This is a genomic window from Thermicanus aegyptius DSM 12793, from assembly GCF_000510645.1.
In the GTDB taxonomy this organism is placed as follows: domain Bacteria; phylum Bacillota; class Bacilli; order Thermicanales; family Thermicanaceae; genus Thermicanus; species Thermicanus aegyptius.
This window is the reverse complement of record NZ_KI783301.1, coordinates 3507186-3528135: the sequence shown is the minus strand read 5'-3', so window position 1 is coordinate 3528135 and position 20950 is coordinate 3507186. Positions and strand designations below refer to the sequence as shown.

Sequence of the window (20950 nt, the reverse complement as noted above, 5' to 3'; positions counted from 1 at the left end):
CCTTCCTTCCCCCCTGCTCGAGTCTTCTTCCTCGACTCTCAATTCTTCTTGCTTTTATTCCTCACAGGCGTTTCTGTTCAGTTTTCAAGGAACCATGGGTCTTTTTTTCCGCGCCGCCGTGGCAGCGACGTTGGTTATCTTATCACATCGAGGAGCTTTTTGTCAACAGAGAATTTTTGGTTTCTGTCCGGTCCTGATTCGGTTGGATTCATTCCCGGCAGCTCTTCTGTTTTTTGTCCCCCGAAGCGACGTTTCACATCTTACCACGAACCATTCCCCAAGTCAAGATGCTTGATGCATACAATTTTTCCCATAATCAAGTAATATGCTTATCTCGTGGCGTATCATAAATGACTCAACTTTTCGCTTTTCATAGATCATTCAAGGGAATAACCCTTTTAAAACAACGAGAAGAAGAAGTCCGGGTACTCCTAGAAACGCGAAAGTGATCACTGTATACAGATTGATGGGGAGGGAAAAGGAAAAAAATTGGGCACCCAGATTGAAGAGGTACAACCCTAAAGCGGAGAAAAGAATCCGCACAAAGAAACGGGAAATTTTCCCGTAATAACGTTTAATCCGTTCCGAACGAAACATCAGAAAGAGAACGGGTAAAAAAAGGAGAGACAGAAGAGTGTATTTAGGATTCATACGTTCCTTCCCTCCCGCTTCCCCCTTTCGATATGCGGAAGAAAAAGCGATAAAGAAGGCGATCCACGAGAATACGGTAACTCCATCGCTCGATTTCGCGATCTTTTTCTAACAGATTAAAGATTTTTTCATCCTCTTCCCATCTTTTTTTGATACGTAATAACTGATTTTGTACCTCATTCCCATTTCGTAATGAAATTTCCCGTCTCCTATATAAACTCATGTTGTACACCTCCTATGTCATTTTTATGCGGCATAGGGGTGTTTATGCCTATAACTCCCTTCTCCCTTCCATCGCTTTCGCTAATGTGACTTCGTCTGCATAGTCTAAATCTCCCCCCACAGGGAGACCGTGGGCAATCCGTGTTACTTTAATCCCGGTTGGTTTTAACAAACGGGAAAGGTAAATCGCAGTCGCTTCCCCCTCAACGGTCGGATTGGTCGCCAGGATGACTTCTTCTATCTTTTCGTCCTGTAAACGTTTTAACAATTCCGGGATGCGCAGGTCTTCAGGCCCTATTCCTTCAATGGGTGAAATCGCTCCATGGAGGACATGATATTTCCCTTGGTATTCCTTCATTTTCTCCATGGCGATCACATCTTTCGGTTCCTCCACGACGCAGAGATAGCGGGAATCGCGATGGGGATCGCGGCAGATGGGGCATGGATCCGTATCGGTAATATGATAACACTGACTGCAATAATGAAGATTCCGCTTTACATTTACTAATGCTTTAGCGATTTGAAGAACATCTTCTTCCTTCATTTTTAACACAAAAAAAGCCAGGCGAGCGGCTGTTTTTGGTCCAATCCCCGGCAATTTCATAAAACCGTCGATAAGTTTCAAGATCGGTTCCGGATAAATCATGAAGCTTCCTCGATTCTTTTTTTAGAATAGTCCCGGTAAATTTAGTCCGCCTGTAAATCTTCCCAAATCCTGTTGTACCAATTCATCCACCTTTTTTAGGGCATCATTGGTGGCCGTGAGGATAAGATCTTGCAGGAGTTCCACATCTTCCGGGTCAACAGCTTCCGGCTTGATTTGCACAGAAAGGATCTCTTTATGTCCATTCGCCGTTACAGTAACCACGCCTCCCGCGCTACCTTGTACGGTTTTCTCTTTTAAGGCTTCCTGGGCTTTCTCCATTTCCTGTTGCATCTTCTTTACTTGTTTCATCATTTGATTCATATTCATGGACTTTTTATGACCTCCTGTTTTTAATTTCTACAAAATCCTCTCCAAACAATTTGATCGCCTCTTGTACGATGGGAGGATTTCCTTCTCTATTTTCCTTGCTTATTTTTACCTTTAACGCCTCGTCCCATTGCTCCTGCATGATGGTGTGGATTTTAAATGGGATCTTTGTCTTTTCTGCCAAAACCTCTTCAATGATGGATTTATTTTCCGGACGATGGGTCATATCCCTGTGCAATGCACTTGTAAAGGATAAGAGAATCTCTTTATCCGTTACCAAAACGGGTTTCCCCTGCTTTAGCCACGCTTCCGTTCGTATTTCCTTCCTTCGAATCGCCTCTAAGATTTCAGGCCATATTTCCAACATCCGATTTAAATAATTATCTCGGGCATTCTCCATAAGTTGAATAAGAAAAGGGAATGATGGATTTCCCACATTGGAAATAGGGCCTCTTCTTTCCTCCTTTCTTTCTGCCTCCTCCATGTTATCCTGCAATTTTGGATTTTCTCTGAGCAACCGCTCTATTTTTTCGATTCGTTCCTCCAACTTTTTGATCCTTGGGCTTTCTTCTTCCGAAAAAGAAGAGATCCCAAATTCTTTTTTCATAGGATTCTGCGCCAAGATATGCATACCCAAATGGATCAATCCCGTCTCCAGGAGAATTCTTGGGTAAGAGGACCAGCGGAGATCATTTTGCATCTTATTGAGAAAACCCATCGTTTCATAGATACGGTCCAGAGGAAGAACTTGTGCCAATGTGACAAACGTTTGGCTTTCTTTCTCCCGCGCCACTTCATCCAACTCCGGTGCATAGTGGAAAAGGGATAAATCCCTCAGAAAGTAAAGAAGGCCCCGGAGGATCTGATCGGGTTCTTTTCCCTGGGAGAAAGCCTCATCGGTTAATTGAAGAAGATCAGCGATCCGTTGTTCGTAAAGGGCAAGGATAACTTGACCAAACCACTCGTTCGATAGGGAACCCACTAAAAGCTCTATTTCTTTTTCGGTAATTTCCTTCCCTGCAAAGGAATAAGCTTGGTCAAGTAAGCTTAAGGCATCCCGCATCCCTCCATCGGAAAACTGTACGATAAGCCGAAGAGCCCCCTCTGTAATGTGAATCTCTTCCTCTTCCGTAATTTTCCGCAAACGTTTCATCATCTCTTGCATTGAAACTTTCCGAAAGTCATATCGTTGACAGCGGGATAAGATCGTAAGAGGAACCTTATGTGGATCGGTGGTCGCTAGGATAAAGATAACATGAGAGGGTGGTTCTTCCAAGGTTTTAAGTAAGGCATTAAAAGCCTCCGTCGTCAACATGTGTACTTCATCAATAATATACACTTTATACTTTAAAAGACTAGGACGCAAATAAGCTTTCTCCCGAATATCCCGAATCTCATCTACCCCTCGGTTAGAAGCGGCGTCAATTTCCAAAACGTCCATGATCTCCCCAGAGGTGATCCCAACGCAATGATCGCATCGATTACATGGTTCTCCTTCCTGGGGAGATAGGCAATTGACGGCTTTAGCCAGAATCTTAGCGGCACTTGTCTTTCCGGTTCCCCTGGGGCCGCTGAAGAGATACGCATGGGTCGTTCGTCCATCACGGACGGCGTTCCTGAGCGTCTGGGTGATATGTTCTTGCCCGACCACTTCAGAAAATGTTTGCGGTCGATAAACCCGGTATAAAGCTTTATACGCGATGGAAAACACCTTCTTTACAACCATCAATACGCTTTTATTTATCTTACCATATCCTAAATCAAAGAGGAATGAAGAAAAGGCAGAGAAACTTGAAAAGTGGTTCCAAACCCTTTGCTACTTACCCGAATGGATCCCCCAATGTCTTGAACAATCCGTTGGCACACAGAGAGGCCAAGGCCTGTCCCATTCTCCTTTGTTGTATAAAAAGGGTCAAAGATACGGTCAATGATATACGGTGGAATTCCCGGCCCGCTATCCCTGATCGATACCATTAGCTTCTGCTCTTCCCGATTAATATCATAATCAATTTCTATATTACCCTCTTCACCAATCGCCTCTATGGCATTTTTAATAAGATTAAGGAATAATTGTTTAATCAACTCGGGATCTGCAATGATTTTCGGTAGTGAGGATAAACGCCGATTCGTAATCTCTATACTATGTAATGTTGCTTCACTTTCTACCATCGGGATGATCTCTTCTAAGACTTGATTTAGATCCAGAATACGGTACTGAATATTCCTGGGTTTACCAAGAAGCAGAAATTGATCCACCAAATTATTTATTCGCATCACTTCCGTCAACATTAAATCAATATATCCCCGCTCCCGTTCCAATCCTTTTTCTTCTAAGGAGCTTCCGATCATCTGCAAAAACCCCCTTATGGCGGTAAGGGGATTTCGTATCTCATGGGCGGTACCTGCCGCCATTTGCCCGATCATGGCAAGACGATCCGCCCGCTGTATCTTTTCATCAATATTAAACAGATGGACTGCCTCGCGAAATAAAATAAAGGCTCCTATCTGTCTACCCGTTTCATCATTTAATTTATACGTATCGCGTAGGAAATCCATAGGCTTCCCGTTTACGTTCCAACGAAAGGGTTTGTTTCTCTCCGTTATCCCCTTGAGCAGTTTGTCCGGAATGAGGTTTAACTCTTCAGGAATGTTCGGAAAAATCTGTTCGAATCTTTTTCCGATTGCGGTTTTTTTGTCCAGATTAAAGACTTTCAGGGCATAATGATTCATCCATAAGATCTTTCCCGACAAATCGGCCGCAATGACTCCTTGCTCCATATCATTTAAGATGTGTTGTAAATAATGGTTATGATCCTGGCGCTTTGATGTTCTCTCCATGCAGTTCACTCCACTCTCTGGGATCTATACATAATTATTCGATACTTTCCTTCATTATTCCTTCCATAAAAAAGGGGGCTTTTTCCCCCTAAACAAATCCCTCTATGGTTTTTCTGCCGAGCTCTGAGACGGCTGTCCGCTTGCTTTTCGTAACTCTTCCGCCAGTCGATGAAATTCCTGTCGATCTTCCTCCGTCTTACAAATAAACCAGGCCGCAGATAAAAACCGGATAATTTTTTCGGCATCTTCCCGATTTAACATCTTTTCATCCTCCCCTAAAAGATATGCATATTCATTCATGTCTACAGGTCCCGAAATTCCGTCTACGCTCCCTTGGTTTGTATATTGGAGCACCGTCCACCGCTCCCATCCCCCTAAATCCTCGGGTGGATCGGAGCGGTACGAGGCTAGCCACAGAGGGTAACGAACAAGCTCCCCTGGGGTTATCGCCGTGCGGATAAAATAGGGGAATGAATAGAAAAGGGGGAGTTTTCCGGTCCTTTCATATACGATCGCCATCCAACGGCCCGCAAGAGCCGTAAGCTCCGCCGGATCTAATCCCGCTTTATTTTCTTCCAAATCGTAGGCGTGAGGGAGATCGTTCTTTAGATTCCCAACCACAGACAAAAACCAGTTCGCCTCCTCCTCTGCATCCTGTAAAGTGGATGGTGTCGCATAATGGTAAAACCCTATTTTAATCCCTGCATTTTGAGCTCCCTGAACATTTTCGTAAAAACGCGGATCCGTATACTCTTTCCCTTCCGTCGCTTTAATAAAGGCAAACGAAATCCCATCCTCTTTAACTTTTTGCCAATCGATATTTCCCTGCCAATGGGAAACATCGATACCTTGAGGGTTTCCTCTTTCTCTCCCTTGCATGAATCTTCCTCCTTCCTTACCCTCTCCTCCTTATAAATACGCTTTAGTCATTAAAAGAGAAAGGATGAACGGAAAAAATCCCCTTTCACCCATATGTATTTAATTAAACCACATTCAACCTCTTTCTCCTTCTTTTGCTTTTGATGAAAGATAAATTTTAAGGAGAAAATAAAAAAGCCTTTTCTGCCGTTTTACAGGCAAGAAAAGGCATGATGGTATGTAAAATGGTGGAGGCGAGAGGATTTGAACCCCCGCGACGGAATAACCGCCCTAGCTGATTTCGAGTCAGCCCCCTTCGGCCTCTTGGGTACGCCTCCAAAGTTAAGCATCAGTAAGTATAACACGCGATCCTCCTTCTGACAAGGGTGATAACTGGCAATTACCGTTGCCTGAGCCGGCGAAAGAATTGGGTCAGGAGCGCCCCCGCCTCCTCCGCCAACACCCCTTCCACCACCTCTACTTGGTGGTTAAAACGAGGTTCATGCATTAAATCCAAGATGGATCCCGCCGCTCCTGCCTTGGGATCCCTCGCACCGAAGACAAGGCGAGGGATTCGGCTTTGCAGAATCGCACCTCCACACATGGGACAAGGTTCCAGAGTGACGTAAAGCGTCGTCCCGTTAAGTCGCCATCCTTTTAAGGTTCTGCTTGCTTCCTGAATCGCCAGGATCTCCGCATGAGCAAGAGGATTCTTATCCACCTCCCTTCGGTTATACCCTTGTCCGATCTTCTCTCCATTTCGGACGATAACGGCCCCGATCGGTACTTCCCCTAATTTTCCCGCTTCTTCTGCCAAAAGCAAGGCCTCCCTCATCCAATAGCGGTCCATTTCTTCTTGATTCAGTTTCATCCACCTTCCTTTCACACAATGGCATGAAAGTCAAAATCACAATTGTGACAAATTTGTTGCTGCAAATGTGAACAGATTATGAATTTCTCTCCCTCTTTCCCCATGATCCTCGTTTTTGCTGCTACAATCATGGTGGTTATGTTGCAATCATGTGATGTGAGGAGATGAATTTTATGAAACAAGGAACGGCATCTGATCTGTTCTCCCTTGGACTCATGATCTTTAGCTTGGTCATCGGATTGGCTATTCTTTATTTCTAGGGGCATGAACTCTAGGGGGATGAACGAAAAGGAGACGGAAATTCCGCCTCCTTTTTTATTTATGTATGGAGCGGACGACGAGACTCGAACTCGCGACCCCAACCTTGGCAAGGTTGTGTTCTACCAGCTGAACTACGTCCGCAAAGATGGTGGGCCTTCAGGGACTCGAACCCTGGACCCCCTGATTAAGAGTCCAACAATGGGCATTTTACACTAATTTTAAGCGATTGTCAAGAGCATTAAAAAGCCTTGATACATAAGGGCTTTTATCGGTTTAGCACTTTTATTATGTATAGCCAAAAATGAGGTTAAATGGCTCAGTTCGCACACAAACCCGCACACAAAAAAAGGGTACGATTATTCTTCGGACCCTTTTTTTGTTTCATTATCATATCGGTTCATTCTCCCTGCTCTTTGTCGTAGTTGTACATATTCAGGGAATAAAGCGTCTAGGACTGTTATGGCCCTGATCCTATCCTCTTTTTTTAGAGGAAAACCGTTATACGAAGGAAATACATATCTTTGGGTAGTCTCAAACCAAAAGTCATTCATTAAAAAGCGTCTTAAATCAGTAACATGCCTAACATATTCAATCAATTCGGATTCTATATCATTTTTCTTTGAACCTGCATTTTTAGATTTCTCATATGAAAATTCGTTCACAGCTTCAATAAAGCTCATTTTATCAGCTAATTTTTTATAACCTGCCATATAAAGTAAATCGGAAAACTTCACACCCAAATGTAAAGACATCTTTTCTAGATATTCAGGCTTAGGCTTTGTTTTTCTTTTCCCTGTTTCATATTGTGAAATATGAGAAGTTGAATAACCGGTTTTTTCGCTCAGCTCAGCTAACGTAAGTCCTTTTTCCTCTCTCAATGCCTTTAACCATTCGCCGAATTCCTTAACATTTAACGGTCCTCTTTTCACATACGGTAAAGCATAAGCCGGTACATCCTCAGGATTTAAGTCAAGACCCTCTTCTTCAATCCTTTCTATTTTTTTATCCTTGTCTCCATTCTCTAGCTCTAGATCTTTTTTGTCTTTTTCCATTTTTAATAATCCTCCTTTTTACCCTGTTAATATAATAATGTTTTTACTCAAATAAGTAAATATTATTCTTGACAATATTCTAATCAGGTTGTATGATTTACTCAAATGAGTTTTATTTACTTTAGTAAATGAAAAGGAGGTGATGATAATGACCGTAAGGATCGCGAAGTTCTATCTTGATGAACCAGGAGGGTTAGCTAAGGTAAACGAGTTCCTTTCCACCAAGGATCCAGGGAACATCATTGACGTTAAGATTGAATACCCTTTGGCTTTCGTGGTTTTTAAGGAAATTACAAAAGAATGGAGGCCTAAAACAATTGTTGGGAACGAATACTAAGAAGGAAACCCGTCAAGTCACTATTACTCTCCCACATCACTCTTGGAGCGAAGTAAAAGCCTTAGCAGGCAATGGAAATATTGAGAATGTACTTAGCGCTCTGATTATCAGGGGTTTAGGCGTGGGAGAGTGGAGTAATGCAGCTGCTCTGGGATATGCGATCATGGCGGCAACCGATCTAGGGATGAACAGGAAGCAGATTAACGACCTAACCACAGCGATGTATCGGCGGTTTGACCGGAACACTCAGGCAGAAGCAGAGCAGGCTTATTATGAGTGGTAAAGGAGGTGTAAAAATGTGGCACAATAAGTTAGAGCAAAAAATTAATGAGGAAATGATTTGGGGAGCGAAAAAACTTCGTGAATACGAGATTAAGGAACTTAAAGTCAAACAAGTTATTTTACGTACTGGTTGCGGGAATTATCTTTTTCTGAAAAGCATTTTCGACATTACCACCGGTGAAGAAGTGATTGAAGACCAGCTATGGCCGCCCGAGATTGTTGAAGATTTGTTTTAGGCAAGTTTCTCAGCAAGTAGGTATTAAGTTTAAGGAGGCGATTAAATGAGGGAACCAAAGATGGAGCTTACTCTTAGACAAGCGAGGGAGAACAAGGGCTTGTCAAAGAAAGAAGTGGCAGAGCGGGCTGGGATCTCAGTTAAAACACTTAGCCGATGGGAGAAGGACAATCGGATGGCGCATCTACCTTCTTTCCATTCCCTTTTACGAGTGCTAAACATCTCAGGAGATCATATCTACATTGGCAAAGAGGAGGACGGTCTTAGGCTACAACAGGAGTATTTGAAGAAGTATATGGAGACCGAATTAAATTCGGCAGTCAAATAAAAAGGAGGAGAAAAACGATGGAAAAGAAGCTGCTTTTAGTTGAGGATGTAGCGGAGATCCTGAATCTTTCGGTCCAAAGCGTTTATACCCAAGTGAGGGAGGGAATCATCCCAGCGATCCGCATTGGTCGGCAATTGCGCTTTGATCCTGATAAGCTCCAAGAGTGGATGGATCAAGGAGGTACAGCTCTTCCAGGCGTATGGAAGAAAGATGCTTAAAAGAGAAAAAACCGCCTTTTTAGGGAAGGCGGGACAAAAGGGAATTAGTATCCGAGGCAGTAGGGGACTGCTCCAAAAACATTTGGTCCCTTACTGCCAATACCATTTTCAGTTTAGCACAAATACGCTTTGGTTGATAGATAAAATTTTTACCTTTACGAAGGCATGAGGGGGGAGTCGAATGGAGCTTAAAGAAACTTCTTTGAACTTAGGAAGGATATTAGATTTTGACGAGATAATAAGCCTATTCAATTGCAAGCTTATTCCCTTAAAAGGGGAATCTGATAAGAATAGAGTCATTAAACCACCGGAGAAAAGGTACAGTGAAGCAAAAAAACCTTTAGAGACCGGATGGAATTCACCGGATTACAAAGGAATATCTAGCGATGAAGCCTGGGCATTGGATGTGATCCAAGGCGGATGGATAGGGATGCTCATTCCATCTGGTTATATTGTAGTCGATATTGACGATAAGGCCGAAGCGGAGCTATTAAACGGCGTTTTAAAGGAGCAAGGCCTTAAATACCATTACATCATAACACCGCACGGGGGACAGTTTATCTTTCGGGATACCGGAAGAGTGGAACGGCAGAACGTGAAGGCCTTTACTCCTTTAGGTTTCCTTGCGGATTATAGGTTACCAAATAAAGGGTATATCGTTTTACCATCCGCGACAACAATAGGAAGATACTGGGAAACTGTCAGTGATGAAGCATTATCCCCTCTTCCTAGTTGGCTGGAGATATTAAGCACAAAAAAAGAAGAGCGCCCATTTGAGCTACCTATAGCGGAGGGCGCAAGGAACGATACTCTATTTAGGCACGCAAGCAGGCTTCAACAGTACGGTTACACGGATGATGAGATCTATAAGATTATCGAGATGATGAATGCTTACCTTGTATCACCGCCATTGGGTGATAGGGAGATTCAAACGCTCATCAGAAGTGCCTTAAGATACGAAAAAGGATCTAGCAGTATTATAACACCTGTAGAATATTTTGATGAAGAAACTTTAGCAGTACCGTTTAAGGAAGAGAAGGTAGAACCTTTTCCAGAGGTATTTCCAGAGCCTTTACAACGATTCATAAAGGAAGCCTCCAAATCGTTATATTGTCCTCCTGATTTTCTAGGAGTGCCCATGTTGTCAATAGCAGGCTCTCTCATAGGAAACAGCGCTTATATTAAACCAAAGGACGATTGGAAGGAATATGCTAGGATATGGTCTCTTATCATTGGTAAACCAGGAGATAAGAAAACACCAGCTCTTAAATTATTGATGGAGCCAATTTTCTCCATCCAAGAGCGGCTTAAAATGCGCTATGAGTTTGAAAAAGCGCAGTATGAAGAGGAACTTCAGCGCCATGCGGAGGACAAGAAGCAACCGAAGCCCATTCCCCCTATAATGAGGCAAATTTATACAACGGACGCTACCATAGAATCCTTGGCCGAACTACTAAAAATTAACAATAATGGGCTTCTCATTTATCAAGATGAAGCAGCCGGATGGGTACTATCCATGAATCAATACAAAGGCGGGAAGGGATCCGACAAGCAGCAAGCATTGTCTTTGTGGAGCGGCACCAGTCTTATGGTCAATAGAAAAGGAAGAGAGCCGCTTTATATTACTAACCCGTTTGTGGGCTTTACCGGAGGAATCCAGCCTCAGACCTTAGGACAGCTAAGAAGCGAGATGTCAGAAACGGACGGGTTTATACACCGGTTCATATTCGCTTTCCCTGAACCGGTTAAACAAGATATTACCTTAGATGTTGTTTCTATTGAGACTAAGCAAGCTTGGGATAATGCATGTAAAAAGCTTAATGAAATAGGTTTAGAAGGGCAAATAGAATTAAATCTTACCAAAGATGCCTTAGATACATGGATGGAATGGATGAGGGGAAACATAAATGAGCAAGAAGCAGATGATTTCCCAGAACATCTCTTAGGGCCTTGGGCTAAGTTTGGGAGTTATTCTTTACGCATATCAATGGTCCTCCATTTATTACGATACGTTACCGGCGAAGTGAACAACAAAGAGAATGTAGATTATGAGACTATGATTAGAACCATTAAACTAATGCAATACCTAAAATCACACGCTAGAAAAGTATATTCGATGCTCAGGGAGACACCTGAGGACAAAAAGATCAGATTAGCAATCAAGTGGATTGAGAAGCATGGAGGAGAGGTTAGTTATAGGGATCTTGTTAGATACAAAGTAGCAGGAGTAAAAAAAGCTACTGAAGCCGTTGCATTGGTGAATGAGATTATTCAAAGGGGACACGCCATAGATGTAAAAGACGGCAAATCCCAAAAAATTAAACTGGTAAAAGGGGGATAGGCTTTGAGCTATATATATCAACACTTACTCGACACTCGACAGTTTTTTAAAAAAACCTTATCAAACAAGATGTTTAAGCGATTTTTTGAACTCGACAAATAGTCGACAGTTACTCGACAGTTTAGCTAGGTTTTTGAGAAAGTGTCGACAAAGTGTCGACGTATCGTCGACCAAGAAAAATGGCTATAAAGCCTTATGTATCAAGCAATTAGCGATAAAGTGTCGAGTGTCGACTAAGTAACGGATATGAAAGTAAGAGGTAAGAATGTGTGTTGGAAGTATTGTAAGTAAATGGAATTAAAAATAAGAAGGGAGACGGCAAAAAATGAAATGGGTACTTACACCAGATGAAAAACTTGTAGATTTATCAAAGGCAGAGATGCTTATTTGGACCGAAGGAGATAATCCATATCGACCGAATGGAATCTATGCTTTTTTCAACGGGGATGATAGGGGGATTTTGATTATCAAAGTGCCTAAAGAGCATAAGCGAGGAGCTATCTTAAGACTATTGTCGTTTATGAAAAGCGGAAATGAATTCTTAGATTTATCTTAAGTTAATAATTACCTTAGTTGATATTTTTTAGAATATGAGTTAAAATATTCTTAGGAGGGTATAAAATGCCTAATCTTCTACAAAGACTATTCAACCGAAAGAAAGAACCGTCCAGGGTAGACCGTGTGGACGTGATGAGCGGAAGCCCGGCCACCTTCACTCCCTTCTCTGGAGATGCCTATGAGAGCGACATTTACCGGGCGGCCGTGGATGCGATTGCCCGGAACGCTGCTAAACTGAAAGCCTCTCACGTGGTTACGATGGGAGGACAGAGAAGGCCTGGGGACAGCTTCTTAAACCGGATCCTCCAAGTGAGGCCGAACCCGTATATGACCGCCTATGACCTGCTCTATAAACTTACCACCCATTACTACCTGTTCAACAATGCCTTTGCCTATCTCCAGAAGGACGAGAGAGGTAATCTACAAGCCATATGGCCGTTACGTCCCTTGAGCATGGAATACCTCATGGATGCGACCGGAACGCTTTACGCTAGATTCGTATTTTCCGGCGGACAGGAAGTCACCCTGCCTTTTTCAGAAGTGTTTACCGTAAGGCGGCACTTCAACGGGAACGATTTATTGGGAGATCCGAATACGGCCATCCTCCCCACCCTGGACTTGGCCCATACCCAGAATGAAGGCCTTAAAAATGCCATCCGGGCCAATGCGACCATCCGAGGAATCCTCAAATTCCAGCAGGTCCTCTCCCCGGAGAAGCTTAAAGCCGAGAAAGAAGCCTTCATCAACGATTATTTGACCATCACCAACGCTGGAGGGATTGCGGCCTTAGATTCCAAATCGGAGTACATTCCCTTAGAGCTTAAACCCTATAGCATAGACGACAAACAGCTCCAGGCCGTAAAGCAAAAGATCTATGACTACCTAGGGATCTCTGAGAAGATCGTCAATTCCACCTACAACGAGGAGGAATGGGCCGCCTTCTATGAATCCGTGATCGAGCCTTTAGCCCTTCAATTCTCCCTGGAACTTACGGACAAGCTCTTTACGCCCAGGGAACAAGCCTTTGGGAATTCCATTCTCTTGGAGAGCAACAGGCTTCAGTTTGCGAGCAACACGACCAAAACCAACATCCTGAAGGAGCTCATGCCCCTTGGCCTGTTTACCATCAACCAAGCCTTGGAGATCCTGAACCTCCCATCCGTGGAGGATGGGGATAGACGCTTACAGACCCTTAACGTGGTGAGCGCAGAGAAGGCCGACCAATACCAGTTAGGAGGTAACAATGAGTAAATTAACGGAGATCATCCTGGAGATTGAATCCGAATTAGAATCAACCGAAAGTGAGGAAGATCACAATGAAGGAAATTAGGACTGCAGAGATCCGGGCAGCCGAAGGAAACGATCTGATCCTTGAAGGCTATCCCATTGTGTTTGAACAGCCAACGACCATTCAAGAGGCCTTTGGCGAATATACCGAAGTGATTAAACGCGGCGCTCTGGATTCGGCAGACCTGAGCGATACCCGTTTAATATATAATCACGACCTCTCCAAGATCCCCTTGGCGAGAACTCCAAAGACGATGAAACTTACCATCGAGCCGGCAGGCTTAAGGATGGTGGCTCATCTCCCCGATACCGAAGAAGCAAGAGCCATCCATACGGCAGTACGGAGAGGCGATCTATCGGGCATGAGCTTTGCGTTTAAGGTCCCAGAGGGCGGCAGCACCTTTGACCCGATCACGAACACCCGAACCATTACCCGAATTGAGAAAGTCTATGAAGTGTCCATTACCCCCTTTCCTGCCTATCCCCAAACATCCGTGGAGGCGAGAACCGCCATTCTAGGGATGCGGGAGAAACTCAAATCCCCGGAGAGGGCAGCGGCGAAAATTAAAATCCATCAGATCCTAAGGAGGAGCATTTAACCATGAAATTTAATACCGTTCAAGAAGCGTTTAACTTTTACCGGAACTATACCCTTGCCCAGATTGAACAACGGGCGCAAGAGATCGGCAAGATCATTGACACGGACCCCAATGCCGACATTCAGGCCTTAAACATTGAACTGGATGGCCTGAAGGAGGCCAAAAAGAACATCGAGGAGCGGAGTAAAGCTCCTCAAGGACAGTCTTTTAACCCTGTAACCGGCATGAGCTTTCAGGTAAAGGACCGCTTGCCGGAAGGGGATCTCTTCGCAAGCCAGGAGTACCGCAGCGCCTTCTTCAAGAACCTCCTGGGACAGAAGATGACCGATCTTGAGACCAAGGTCTTTAACAGGGCCAAGGAGCTCATGGAGACGGAACGGAGGGCCGATGCGTTCAACACGACCACCAATAGCGCAGCCGTTCTCCCCACCGTCACCCTGAATGAAGTGATTAGCAAGGCACGGGAAATGGGCGGTTTAATCAGCGTGGCCAGGAACTTCAACCTGCCGGCCAAGGTATCCGTACCCATCGGGACCCCTGCAACCAAGGCGGCATGGCATACGGAGGGAACCGTGGTAGACCGCCAGAGCCTTACCACTACCAACATTAGCTTTAACGCTTATGAGATCCTGAAGATCTTCTCCATGAGCGCAGCCGTAAGCCGGACTTCTATTAGCGCCTTTGAGGCCTACCTCATTCAGGAGCTTAACGCAAGCGTGATGGAAACCATTGCGGATGCTTTGGTGAACGGAACCGGAGTCAATCAGGGGACCGGCGTATTAACCGGGATCACCTGGGACGAAACCAACAGCTTTACCTTCCCGCTTAACGGAACCCCGACCTATAAGGACTTTACCAAGATGATGGCTATGCTCAAGAGAGGGTATGCAGGAGGATCCGCCTTTGCGATGAACAACGCTACCCTGTATAACCTGGTTTATGGCCTGGAGGATAGCCAGGGAAGACCCATCTTCATCACAGATCCTAAGACGGAAGGGATTGGGTATATCCTAGGCCGCCCTGTGGTAGTGGATGACTTCATCCCCGATGACGTGATTCTCCTGGGGAACTTCCAATACCTTGGATACAATCTCCCTCAAGGGATCATGATTGAAGTAAGCCGGGAATCTGGATTCACGAGCGGGCTTATTGACTACCGGGCAATGGCTATTGCCGATACCAAGCCTTTGGTAAGCGAGGCCTTTGTGAAACTCTCCAGGGCGACAGCTTAATCCATTCTAACCAAGGGGGTATCAGTGTAAACGCTGGTATCCCCTTTTCATAAAGGAGTGATACCATGATCCTCACCATCGAAGAGGCCAGGGATGCCGTCAGGGTAGATGGACCGGATAATGATGTGATCTTGGTTCCATTACTAGAGGCAATCCCTCATTACCTGGAAGTATCAACAGGAAAGAACTGGGAAACGGAACCGATCCACCCATTAGCCAAGACCACCGCTAAGTTTATCTTGGAACTGTGGTATAACCCACAAGGGCCGGACACCGAACGGTTAAAGAAAACCATCGACAGCCTTCTCACCGCCTTAACGGCGATAGGAAGAACTTTACCCTAAGGCGGGCCACCTACTACAGGTAACCAAAAGGATGCTCACATAATGAGCACCCCTGTTAGCCCAAAAGGAGGAGCAAGGCCAATGGCTCAGGACTATGCGAAAGCGTTCTATAAAAGCAGAGCCTGGATCAAGTGCAGGGATGGCTTCTTGAAGAGCCGACACTATATCTGTGAACGTTGCGGGGGATTGGCGGTTATTGTTCACCATAAGAATCCCATCACACCGGAAAACATTGATGACCCTTATGTGACGTTAAACTGGGATAACCTAATGGCCTTGTGTCATGAATGCCATAATTGTATTCATGGCAGCCAAATCACAGCCGATGGATTAACCTTTGACGTAAATGGAAATCTAATCCAAATTGACTCCCCCCGGTCCAGTGCAGCAGGCTAACCGCCTGGGGACCGGCGCGGGCCCTCACAAAACCTCTCCCTTGTATTCCATATATTGGGAGAGATAAACGATTACCAAGAAAGGTAGGATTTACCATGACATTAGCCAAGGTGACCAACATTTCTAATGAGATGAAGAAACTTAAGGACATTTTGAAATTGGTTCCTGAGGATAAGCTTCCCATTGCCAAGAGCCTCTATGGCGAACTGGAGTTTATGCAGAAGACCCTGAATACCCTGAAGCAGCAGATTGAAGAGCAGGGCCCTACCGCCATGTTTAAACAGGGAAAGCAGCAGTTTCTCAGGGAACACCCGGCCCTAAAGGCCTACAACGTCACCCTCAAGAATTACAACAATACCTATAAGCAGCTAACAGACCTCCTCCCTAAGACCGAAAAGAAGAAAGACGATCCCCTCCTAGACTTCATCAAGGGGAATTAAGAATGAATTATGTTCTCCAATACTGGGAGGCCATTGAAAGCGGAAAGGTATTGGTATCTAAGAGGGTAAGGAAACAGTATCAGAAGCTTGTGGACGAGATCAGGAACCCTGGGAAATACCTCTTCGATGAAGAGAAGGCCAACCGTCCCATCCAGTTTATTGAGACGTTTTGTAAGCACAGTAAGGGGGAATGGGCAGGGAAACCGCTCAAGCTGGAATTATTCCAGAAAGCTTATATCTCTGCCTTATTCGGATTTATCCACCCCGAGACCGGGCTTAGGCGATACCGGGAGAGCCTGTTCTATGTGGCGAGGAAGAACGGGAAAAGCTCTCTGTTAGCCGGGATTGCTCTTTACATGATGATTGCCGACGGCGAGGGCGGAGCGATGATCTACAGCACGGCCACAAAGAAGGATCAGGCAGCCCTCATCTTCGAGGAGACCCATAACATGGTGAAGCAATCCCCCGATCTTTCCAGGCACATTAAAAAGCGTAAGGCGGACCTTTACTTCCCTGCCACCCTCTCCTCTTTCAAACCCTTAGGAAAGAACAGCGACACCCTTGACGGCCTGAATGCGCATTGCGTGATTATGGACGAACTGCACGGCGTGAAAGACCGGAACCTTTACGAGGTTATGAAACAGAGTATGAGCGCAAGGCGGCAGCCGCTTCTCATCATGATAACCACAGCGGGATTCATCCGGGAATCCATCTTTGACGATATGTACTCCTACGCCTGTGGGATTGTGGACGGGATCTTCCAGGATGACACCTTCCTCCCCATTCTCTACGAGTTGGATGACCGGGAGGAGTGGCTTGACCCCACCAAGTGGCAGAAGGCGAATCCAGGACTAGGGACGATCAAGAAGATGGAGGATCTCCTCCAGAAGGTAGAGAAGGCAAAGAACAGCCCCAAAGATATAAGCGGCCTCCTCACCAAGGACTTTAACATCCGGGAGACCGTAAGCAGCGCTTGGCTCTCCTTCCAGGACATTAACAACGAGGAGACCTTCGACCTGGAGCGATTTAGAGGCTCCTATGCCATAGGCGGAGCGGATCTCAGCATTACCACAGACCTTACCGCAGCCACCCTGCTCTTCTTGGATAAGGAGACGGAGAAAAGATACGTCCATCAAATGTATTGGCTCCCCAGGGAGAACTTTGAGAAGAGGGTTCAGTTGGACAAGATCCCTTATGACAAATGGTATCAGCAGGGCCTTTTAAGACTTTGTAACGGGAACACCATCAATTATAGCGATGTAACCGCTTGGTTTTTGGAGATGCTCCATGACTACGACATTACCCCCCTGTGGATTTACTATGACTCCTATTCCGCCAAATATTGGGTAGAGGAGATGGAGAGCTATGGTTTTAAGATGGTGAGGGCAATCCAGGGAGCCAAGACCCTAAGCCTCCCCATGCAGATGATGGGAGCGGATCTCCAAGCGAAGAGGATCAATTATAACAACCATCCCATCTTAAAGTGGAATCTTACCAATGTAGGCGTACAGACCGACCGGAACGGGAATATTGTACCGGTTAAGAACCAAGCGGCGAAGATGAGGATAGACGGCGCAGCCAGTCTCCTAGATGCCTATGTGGGCCTCTTTGAGCATTACGAAGAGTTTCTAAGAGCGCTATAGGGGAGAGAAGCCCTGAGCGAGTCGATGACCTAACGGGCCGTTAGATCATGATTCTAAGAGGGTTTCAAGACCGCTCTGAACGTATCTTCCTTTCCAAGAAAAACCTTAGGAGGACATAAAAAAGCCGTTAGAAACGATTTTAGGAGGCGATAGAATGCCAAGGCTTAAGGATAAGAAGATCACGATTTTACAAAACAATGGGTATTATGATGAGTATGGCCAATTGATTAGCGTTTGGGAGCCTCTCCCGGGAGGAGAAAACATCTGGGCCTATTACCGGCAGGCCTCAGCCGATGAATTTTTTGGAGCGGCTCAGGTGAATTACAAAGTAGAGGCCATCTTTGAGATCAATTGGCGGAATGATATTCATCCATCCATGAAGATCCTTTTCCGTGGGAAAGAGTACAGCATTACCCGGATCGACGACTTTGAGGGGAACAAACAGGATTTACGAATCTATGCCTATAGTCTCAATTAGGAGGCTAGACCATGATAGGGGAGTATAAGAAGCTGGATCGGCGGTTAAATGATGCCCTGGAAAACTTCCGGCTAGAGGTACAGTTTGACGTTGAGACCTTTGAACAGACTCATAAGGATGAATACCTCACCAAGAATGACTTGGAGGAACTTGGCCGGCAGGTCTATTACTGCTTATCCGATATGAGGAATGCTCTTCTGGACTATCTCAAGACCGATCTTAGGCAGAGGTAAGGAGGCCGAGGGATGTGGACTGGATTCATTGGACCGAATCACAGCTCAGGTTCTATGCGGCCAGGGATCAGAGGAGAGAAGATATTCTCTTGGAATTAAAAGCCTTAGACGGTGACACCGGCGTAAAAGCCGTCACCCTGGATGGGATGCCGAGAGGAAAAGGGCTTCCCTCTTCCATTGTGGAAACCGTGGCCATCCATACGGAAGAAGCCAGGGAAAGCCTCTTAAAGAAGCTGGAATGGCTGGAGGAGGATATACGAACGATTCAAACAGCGCTGGATCTGCTTTCTGAGATGGAATATAAAGTCCTCTACTTGGCCTATTTACGATGCGATTTTAATTACGATTCGACCATAGCGGAAATACTTGGGATACCTTTAAAGCAATTTTGGCGGATTAAGATTACCGCTCTTCGCAGGATTTATGAGATGCTCACAGGGGAAAGGCCGGAAGTAGACCTGGATGCTCTTGTAGCCAACGAGGAGAAGAAGGATCGGGAGAACAAGGAGGAGGCCTGGGAGGAATGGATGGAGTTATTAAGCCGGGCAGCAGGGGAAGGGTAGGGAAATGGATAAGGACCTAGCGTTTCACGACCCCCTTTAGGACGTATATTGAAAATACATCCTCAACCATGAATTACGACTCCTCAATTTTGAGGAGTCAACCAAGGATGGGGTTTAAAAACATCTCCCTTATCCATTGAGTAACAAATAGGATGTCCACAATATTTGGACACCCTTCTTGGTGTGGTAAGCTCAATTTTGAGCAACCCAATGAAAGGTATTCCCATGTTAGGATTACCTCCAAAAAGAGAGGGTACTCACTTTATGGGTACCCTTTTCATGATTGCAAAGATAAGGGATGCACAATTCGTGCAGTCCTATGGCGCTCATAATGTGAGCGACCCTATTTTTTTTGCTTGAAGCAAAAAAGTGTATCAAGATATAATCTAAGTGAGGAGGTGGCTTCATGGCCGGTTCTATTCAAAAGCGCGGAGATAACGTATGGCTTGTCAGGGTTTATATGGGCCTTAATTCTGAAGGCAAGAGGAAATACCACAACAAGACGATTCATGGAAACAAAAAGGATGCGGAGAAATACTTAAATAGCGTTTTGAGAGAAAGGGACCTTGGGACCTTCGTGGAACCTACAAATAAGACTGTCAGAGCCTACCTTGAAGAATGGTTAGAGCAAGCTGCTAAGAAAAGGGTATCCGAACGAACGTATCAAGACTATAGAGGATTATTAGAACGTTATGTATATCCTGTTATCGGAGAACATAAGCTATCTAAACTGAAACCGCTGGACATTCAAAAGCTCATCAACGATATGCACGATAAAGGGATCACACGAACGACTCAATACACCGTTACTGTCTTAAAACAAGCGCTAAAGCAGGCCGTTAAGTGGCAGCTTATCCCCAGAAATCCGGCGGAACTTGTGGAGATCCCAAGAAAGAAAGCGATCATTGATGATGATGAAGATGGAAATATGCGGGTTCTAACCAAAGAAGAGGCAATATGGTTTAAAGAAGCTGCTTCATCTGATCCTTATTATGCCCTTTTCATGCTCATGCTAACCACAGGAGTAAGGCCAGGAGAAGCCTATGCGCTAAAGTGGGATGAAGTGGATCTGGAGAATGGAAGGATCTTCATCAAAACTTCTCTATACCGCACTAAGGATGGATGGAAGCTAAAAGAGCCTAAGACAGCCGGCAGCCGGAGAAACATTACGATACCACCTGAAATGATCAATATCCTAAAGGAGCATAAGGAAAAGCAAGAGGAGCGTAAGAAAAAGAAGGCGGAGAGCTATAAAGACTATGGCTTTGTCTTTACAGCAGACAACGGAGAACCAATCACCCACCGGAACCTTGTGAAACGCCACTTTAAGCCAATCCTTGAATTGGCAGGTTTACCCCCTATCCGCATTTATGATCTTAGACATACATGCGCTACCCTTCTCCTTCTTGCTGGGATCTCCCCAAAGGTCGTGGCCGAACGCCTTGGCCATGCAAGCGTAAATATGACTCTCAATCGTTATAGCCATGTTTTACCGGACATGCAGCAAAAAGCCTCAGATGCGTTACAAGAAATGCTTTTCTAAAATCCGCACACTATACGCACACATAAGGCAACAAAAAAGCCATACCTTAAGGGGGTATGACTCCTTTCTCCTTGATACGTATGGCTTTTTTGGTGGGCCTTCAGGGACTCGAACCCTGGACCCCCTGATTAAGAGTCAGGTGCTCTACCAACTAAGCTAAAGGCCCA

The 20950-nt window shown here is 45.1% G+C and carries 27 protein-coding genes and 3 tRNA genes; 18 read left to right on the top strand and 12 right to left on the bottom strand.

Annotated elements, in window-relative coordinates; genetic code table 11:
- Positions 1-381: 381 nt before the first annotated feature.
- From THEAE_RS0118685 to THEAE_RS22315, 11 genes are all read right to left on the bottom strand, one after another.
- Positions 382-651, bottom strand: a complete 270-nt coding sequence (locus THEAE_RS0118685) for a pro-sigmaK processing inhibitor BofA family protein (protein WP_005583879.1) — start codon at positions 649-651, stop codon at positions 382-384.
- A complete protein-coding gene (locus THEAE_RS0118680) occupies positions 641-874 on the bottom strand; it encodes a hypothetical protein (protein ID WP_005583880.1) in 234 nt (77 codons plus the stop codon). The genes THEAE_RS0118685 and THEAE_RS0118680 overlap by 11 nt, the downstream gene beginning before the upstream one ends.
- 48 nt (positions 875-922) lie before the next feature.
- The gene (gene recR / locus THEAE_RS0118675; RefSeq protein WP_005583881.1) at positions 923-1519 is read right to left on the bottom strand and encodes a recombination mediator RecR; all 597 of its coding nucleotides are present in this window, start codon (positions 1517-1519) and stop codon (positions 923-925) included.
- Positions 1520-1540: 21 nt separating this feature from the next.
- On the bottom strand, positions 1541-1846 hold the full coding sequence (locus THEAE_RS0118670; protein WP_005583882.1) for a YbaB/EbfC family nucleoid-associated protein: 306 nt from the start codon (positions 1844-1846) through the stop codon (positions 1541-1543).
- A 7-nt stretch (positions 1847-1853) separates the two neighbouring features.
- On the bottom strand, positions 1854-3572 hold the full coding sequence (gene dnaX / locus THEAE_RS0118665; protein ID WP_005583884.1) for a DNA polymerase III subunit gamma/tau: 1719 nt from the start codon (positions 3570-3572) through the stop codon (positions 1854-1856).
- A gap of 29 nt (positions 3573-3601) precedes the next feature.
- Positions 3602-4684: a two-component system sensor histidine kinase NtrB gene (locus THEAE_RS21760; RefSeq protein WP_051430882.1), complete on the bottom strand. Its 1083-nt coding sequence runs from the start codon at positions 4682-4684 to the stop codon at positions 3602-3604.
- 102 nt (positions 4685-4786) lie between these two features.
- On the bottom strand, positions 4787-5563 hold the full coding sequence (locus tag THEAE_RS21755) for a glycoside hydrolase family 25 protein (protein ID WP_005583885.1): 777 nt from the start codon (positions 5561-5563) through the stop codon (positions 4787-4789).
- A gap of 225 nt (positions 5564-5788) precedes the next feature.
- Positions 5789-5880 (bottom strand) — tRNA-Ser (locus THEAE_RS0118650).
- 62 nt (positions 5881-5942) lie between these two features.
- Positions 5943-6413 (bottom strand): tRNA adenosine(34) deaminase TadA, encoded by a 471-nt coding sequence (gene tadA / locus THEAE_RS0118645; RefSeq protein ID WP_005583886.1) that lies wholly within the window; start codon positions 6411-6413, stop codon positions 5943-5945.
- A gap of 326 nt (positions 6414-6739) precedes the next feature.
- A tRNA-Gly gene (locus THEAE_RS0118635) sits at positions 6740-6815 on the bottom strand.
- 215 nt (positions 6816-7030) lie between these two features.
- On the bottom strand, positions 7031-7726 hold the full coding sequence (locus THEAE_RS22315; RefSeq protein WP_052330168.1) for a helix-turn-helix domain-containing protein: 696 nt from the start codon (positions 7724-7726) through the stop codon (positions 7031-7033).
- A 148-nt stretch (positions 7727-7874) separates the two neighbouring features.
- Between THEAE_RS22315 and THEAE_RS0118625 the strand changes: the two genes are divergently transcribed.
- The 18 genes from THEAE_RS0118625 to THEAE_RS0118525 all read left to right on the top strand — a co-directional run bounded on the left by THEAE_RS0118625 (position 7875) and on the right by THEAE_RS0118525 (position 20783).
- A complete protein-coding gene (locus THEAE_RS0118625) occupies positions 7875-8063 on the top strand; it encodes a hypothetical protein (RefSeq protein ID WP_028988469.1) in 189 nt (62 codons plus the stop codon).
- 121 nt (positions 8064-8184) lie between these two features.
- Positions 8185-8346 (top strand): hypothetical protein, encoded by a 162-nt coding sequence (locus THEAE_RS23320; RefSeq protein ID WP_169730009.1) that lies wholly within the window; start codon positions 8185-8187, stop codon positions 8344-8346.
- Between the two features lie 13 nt (positions 8347-8359).
- Positions 8360-8581, top strand: a complete 222-nt coding sequence (locus THEAE_RS0118615) for a hypothetical protein (RefSeq protein WP_028988467.1) — start codon at positions 8360-8362, stop codon at positions 8579-8581.
- A gap of 45 nt (positions 8582-8626) precedes the next feature.
- Positions 8627-8908 (top strand): helix-turn-helix domain-containing protein, encoded by a 282-nt coding sequence (locus THEAE_RS0118610; RefSeq protein WP_028988466.1) that lies wholly within the window; start codon positions 8627-8629, stop codon positions 8906-8908.
- A 17-nt stretch (positions 8909-8925) separates the two neighbouring features.
- Positions 8926-9126 (top strand): helix-turn-helix domain-containing protein, encoded by a 201-nt coding sequence (locus tag THEAE_RS0118605; protein WP_028988465.1) that lies wholly within the window; start codon positions 8926-8928, stop codon positions 9124-9126.
- Between the two features lie 181 nt (positions 9127-9307).
- Positions 9308-11467, top strand: coding sequence for a DUF3987 domain-containing protein (locus THEAE_RS0118595; RefSeq protein WP_028988464.1), 2160 nt, complete (start codon positions 9308-9310; stop codon positions 11465-11467).
- 325 nt (positions 11468-11792) lie between these two features.
- Positions 11793-12023, top strand: coding sequence for a hypothetical protein (locus THEAE_RS0118590; protein WP_028988463.1), 231 nt, complete (start codon positions 11793-11795; stop codon positions 12021-12023).
- A 65-nt stretch (positions 12024-12088) separates the two neighbouring features.
- Positions 12089-13276 (top strand): phage portal protein, encoded by a 1188-nt coding sequence (locus THEAE_RS0118585; RefSeq protein ID WP_028988462.1) that lies wholly within the window; start codon positions 12089-12091, stop codon positions 13274-13276.
- Positions 13277-13341: 65 nt separating this feature from the next.
- Complete coding sequence (locus tag THEAE_RS0118575) at positions 13342-13911, top strand: HK97 family phage prohead protease (protein ID WP_028988461.1); 570 nt, start codon at positions 13342-13344, stop codon at positions 13909-13911.
- Positions 13912-13913: 2 nt separating this feature from the next.
- Positions 13914-15143 carry a phage major capsid protein gene (locus tag THEAE_RS0118570; RefSeq protein ID WP_028988460.1) on the top strand — a complete coding sequence of 410 codons (1230 nt, stop codon included), beginning with the start codon at positions 13914-13916 and terminating at the stop codon, positions 15141-15143.
- Positions 15144-15208: 65 nt separating this feature from the next.
- Complete coding sequence (locus tag THEAE_RS0118565; RefSeq protein ID WP_028988459.1) at positions 15209-15487, top strand: head-tail connector protein; 279 nt, start codon at positions 15209-15211, stop codon at positions 15485-15487.
- An 81-nt stretch (positions 15488-15568) separates the two neighbouring features.
- Positions 15569-15883 carry an HNH endonuclease gene (locus THEAE_RS0118560; RefSeq protein ID WP_028988458.1) on the top strand — a complete coding sequence of 105 codons (315 nt, stop codon included), beginning with the start codon at positions 15569-15571 and terminating at the stop codon, positions 15881-15883.
- A gap of 95 nt (positions 15884-15978) precedes the next feature.
- The gene (locus THEAE_RS0118555) at positions 15979-16323 is read left to right on the top strand and encodes a hypothetical protein (protein ID WP_028988457.1); all 345 of its coding nucleotides are present in this window, start codon (positions 15979-15981) and stop codon (positions 16321-16323) included.
- 2 nt (positions 16324-16325) lie between these two features.
- A complete protein-coding gene (locus tag THEAE_RS0118550; RefSeq protein WP_028988456.1) occupies positions 16326-17966 on the top strand; it encodes a terminase large subunit in 1641 nt (546 codons plus the stop codon).
- Positions 17967-18120: 154 nt separating this feature from the next.
- Positions 18121-18444, top strand: coding sequence for a phage head closure protein (locus THEAE_RS0118545; RefSeq protein ID WP_028988455.1), 324 nt, complete (start codon positions 18121-18123; stop codon positions 18442-18444).
- An 11-nt stretch (positions 18445-18455) separates the two neighbouring features.
- Entirely contained in the window at positions 18456-18677 is a 222-nt protein-coding gene (locus tag THEAE_RS0118540) for a hypothetical protein (protein WP_028988454.1), read from the top strand.
- 14 nt (positions 18678-18691) lie between these two features.
- Positions 18692-19240: an RNA polymerase sigma factor gene (locus THEAE_RS0118535; RefSeq protein ID WP_028988453.1), complete on the top strand. Its 549-nt coding sequence runs from the start codon at positions 18692-18694 to the stop codon at positions 19238-19240.
- Between the two features lie 406 nt (positions 19241-19646).
- Entirely contained in the window at positions 19647-20783 is a 1137-nt protein-coding gene (locus tag THEAE_RS0118525) for a tyrosine-type recombinase/integrase (protein ID WP_028988451.1), read from the top strand.
- 90 nt (positions 20784-20873) lie between these two features.
- Here THEAE_RS0118525 and THEAE_RS0118520 read toward each other — a convergent pair.
- A tRNA-Lys gene (locus THEAE_RS0118520) sits at positions 20874-20949 on the bottom strand.
- Position 20950: the final 1 nt, after the last annotated feature.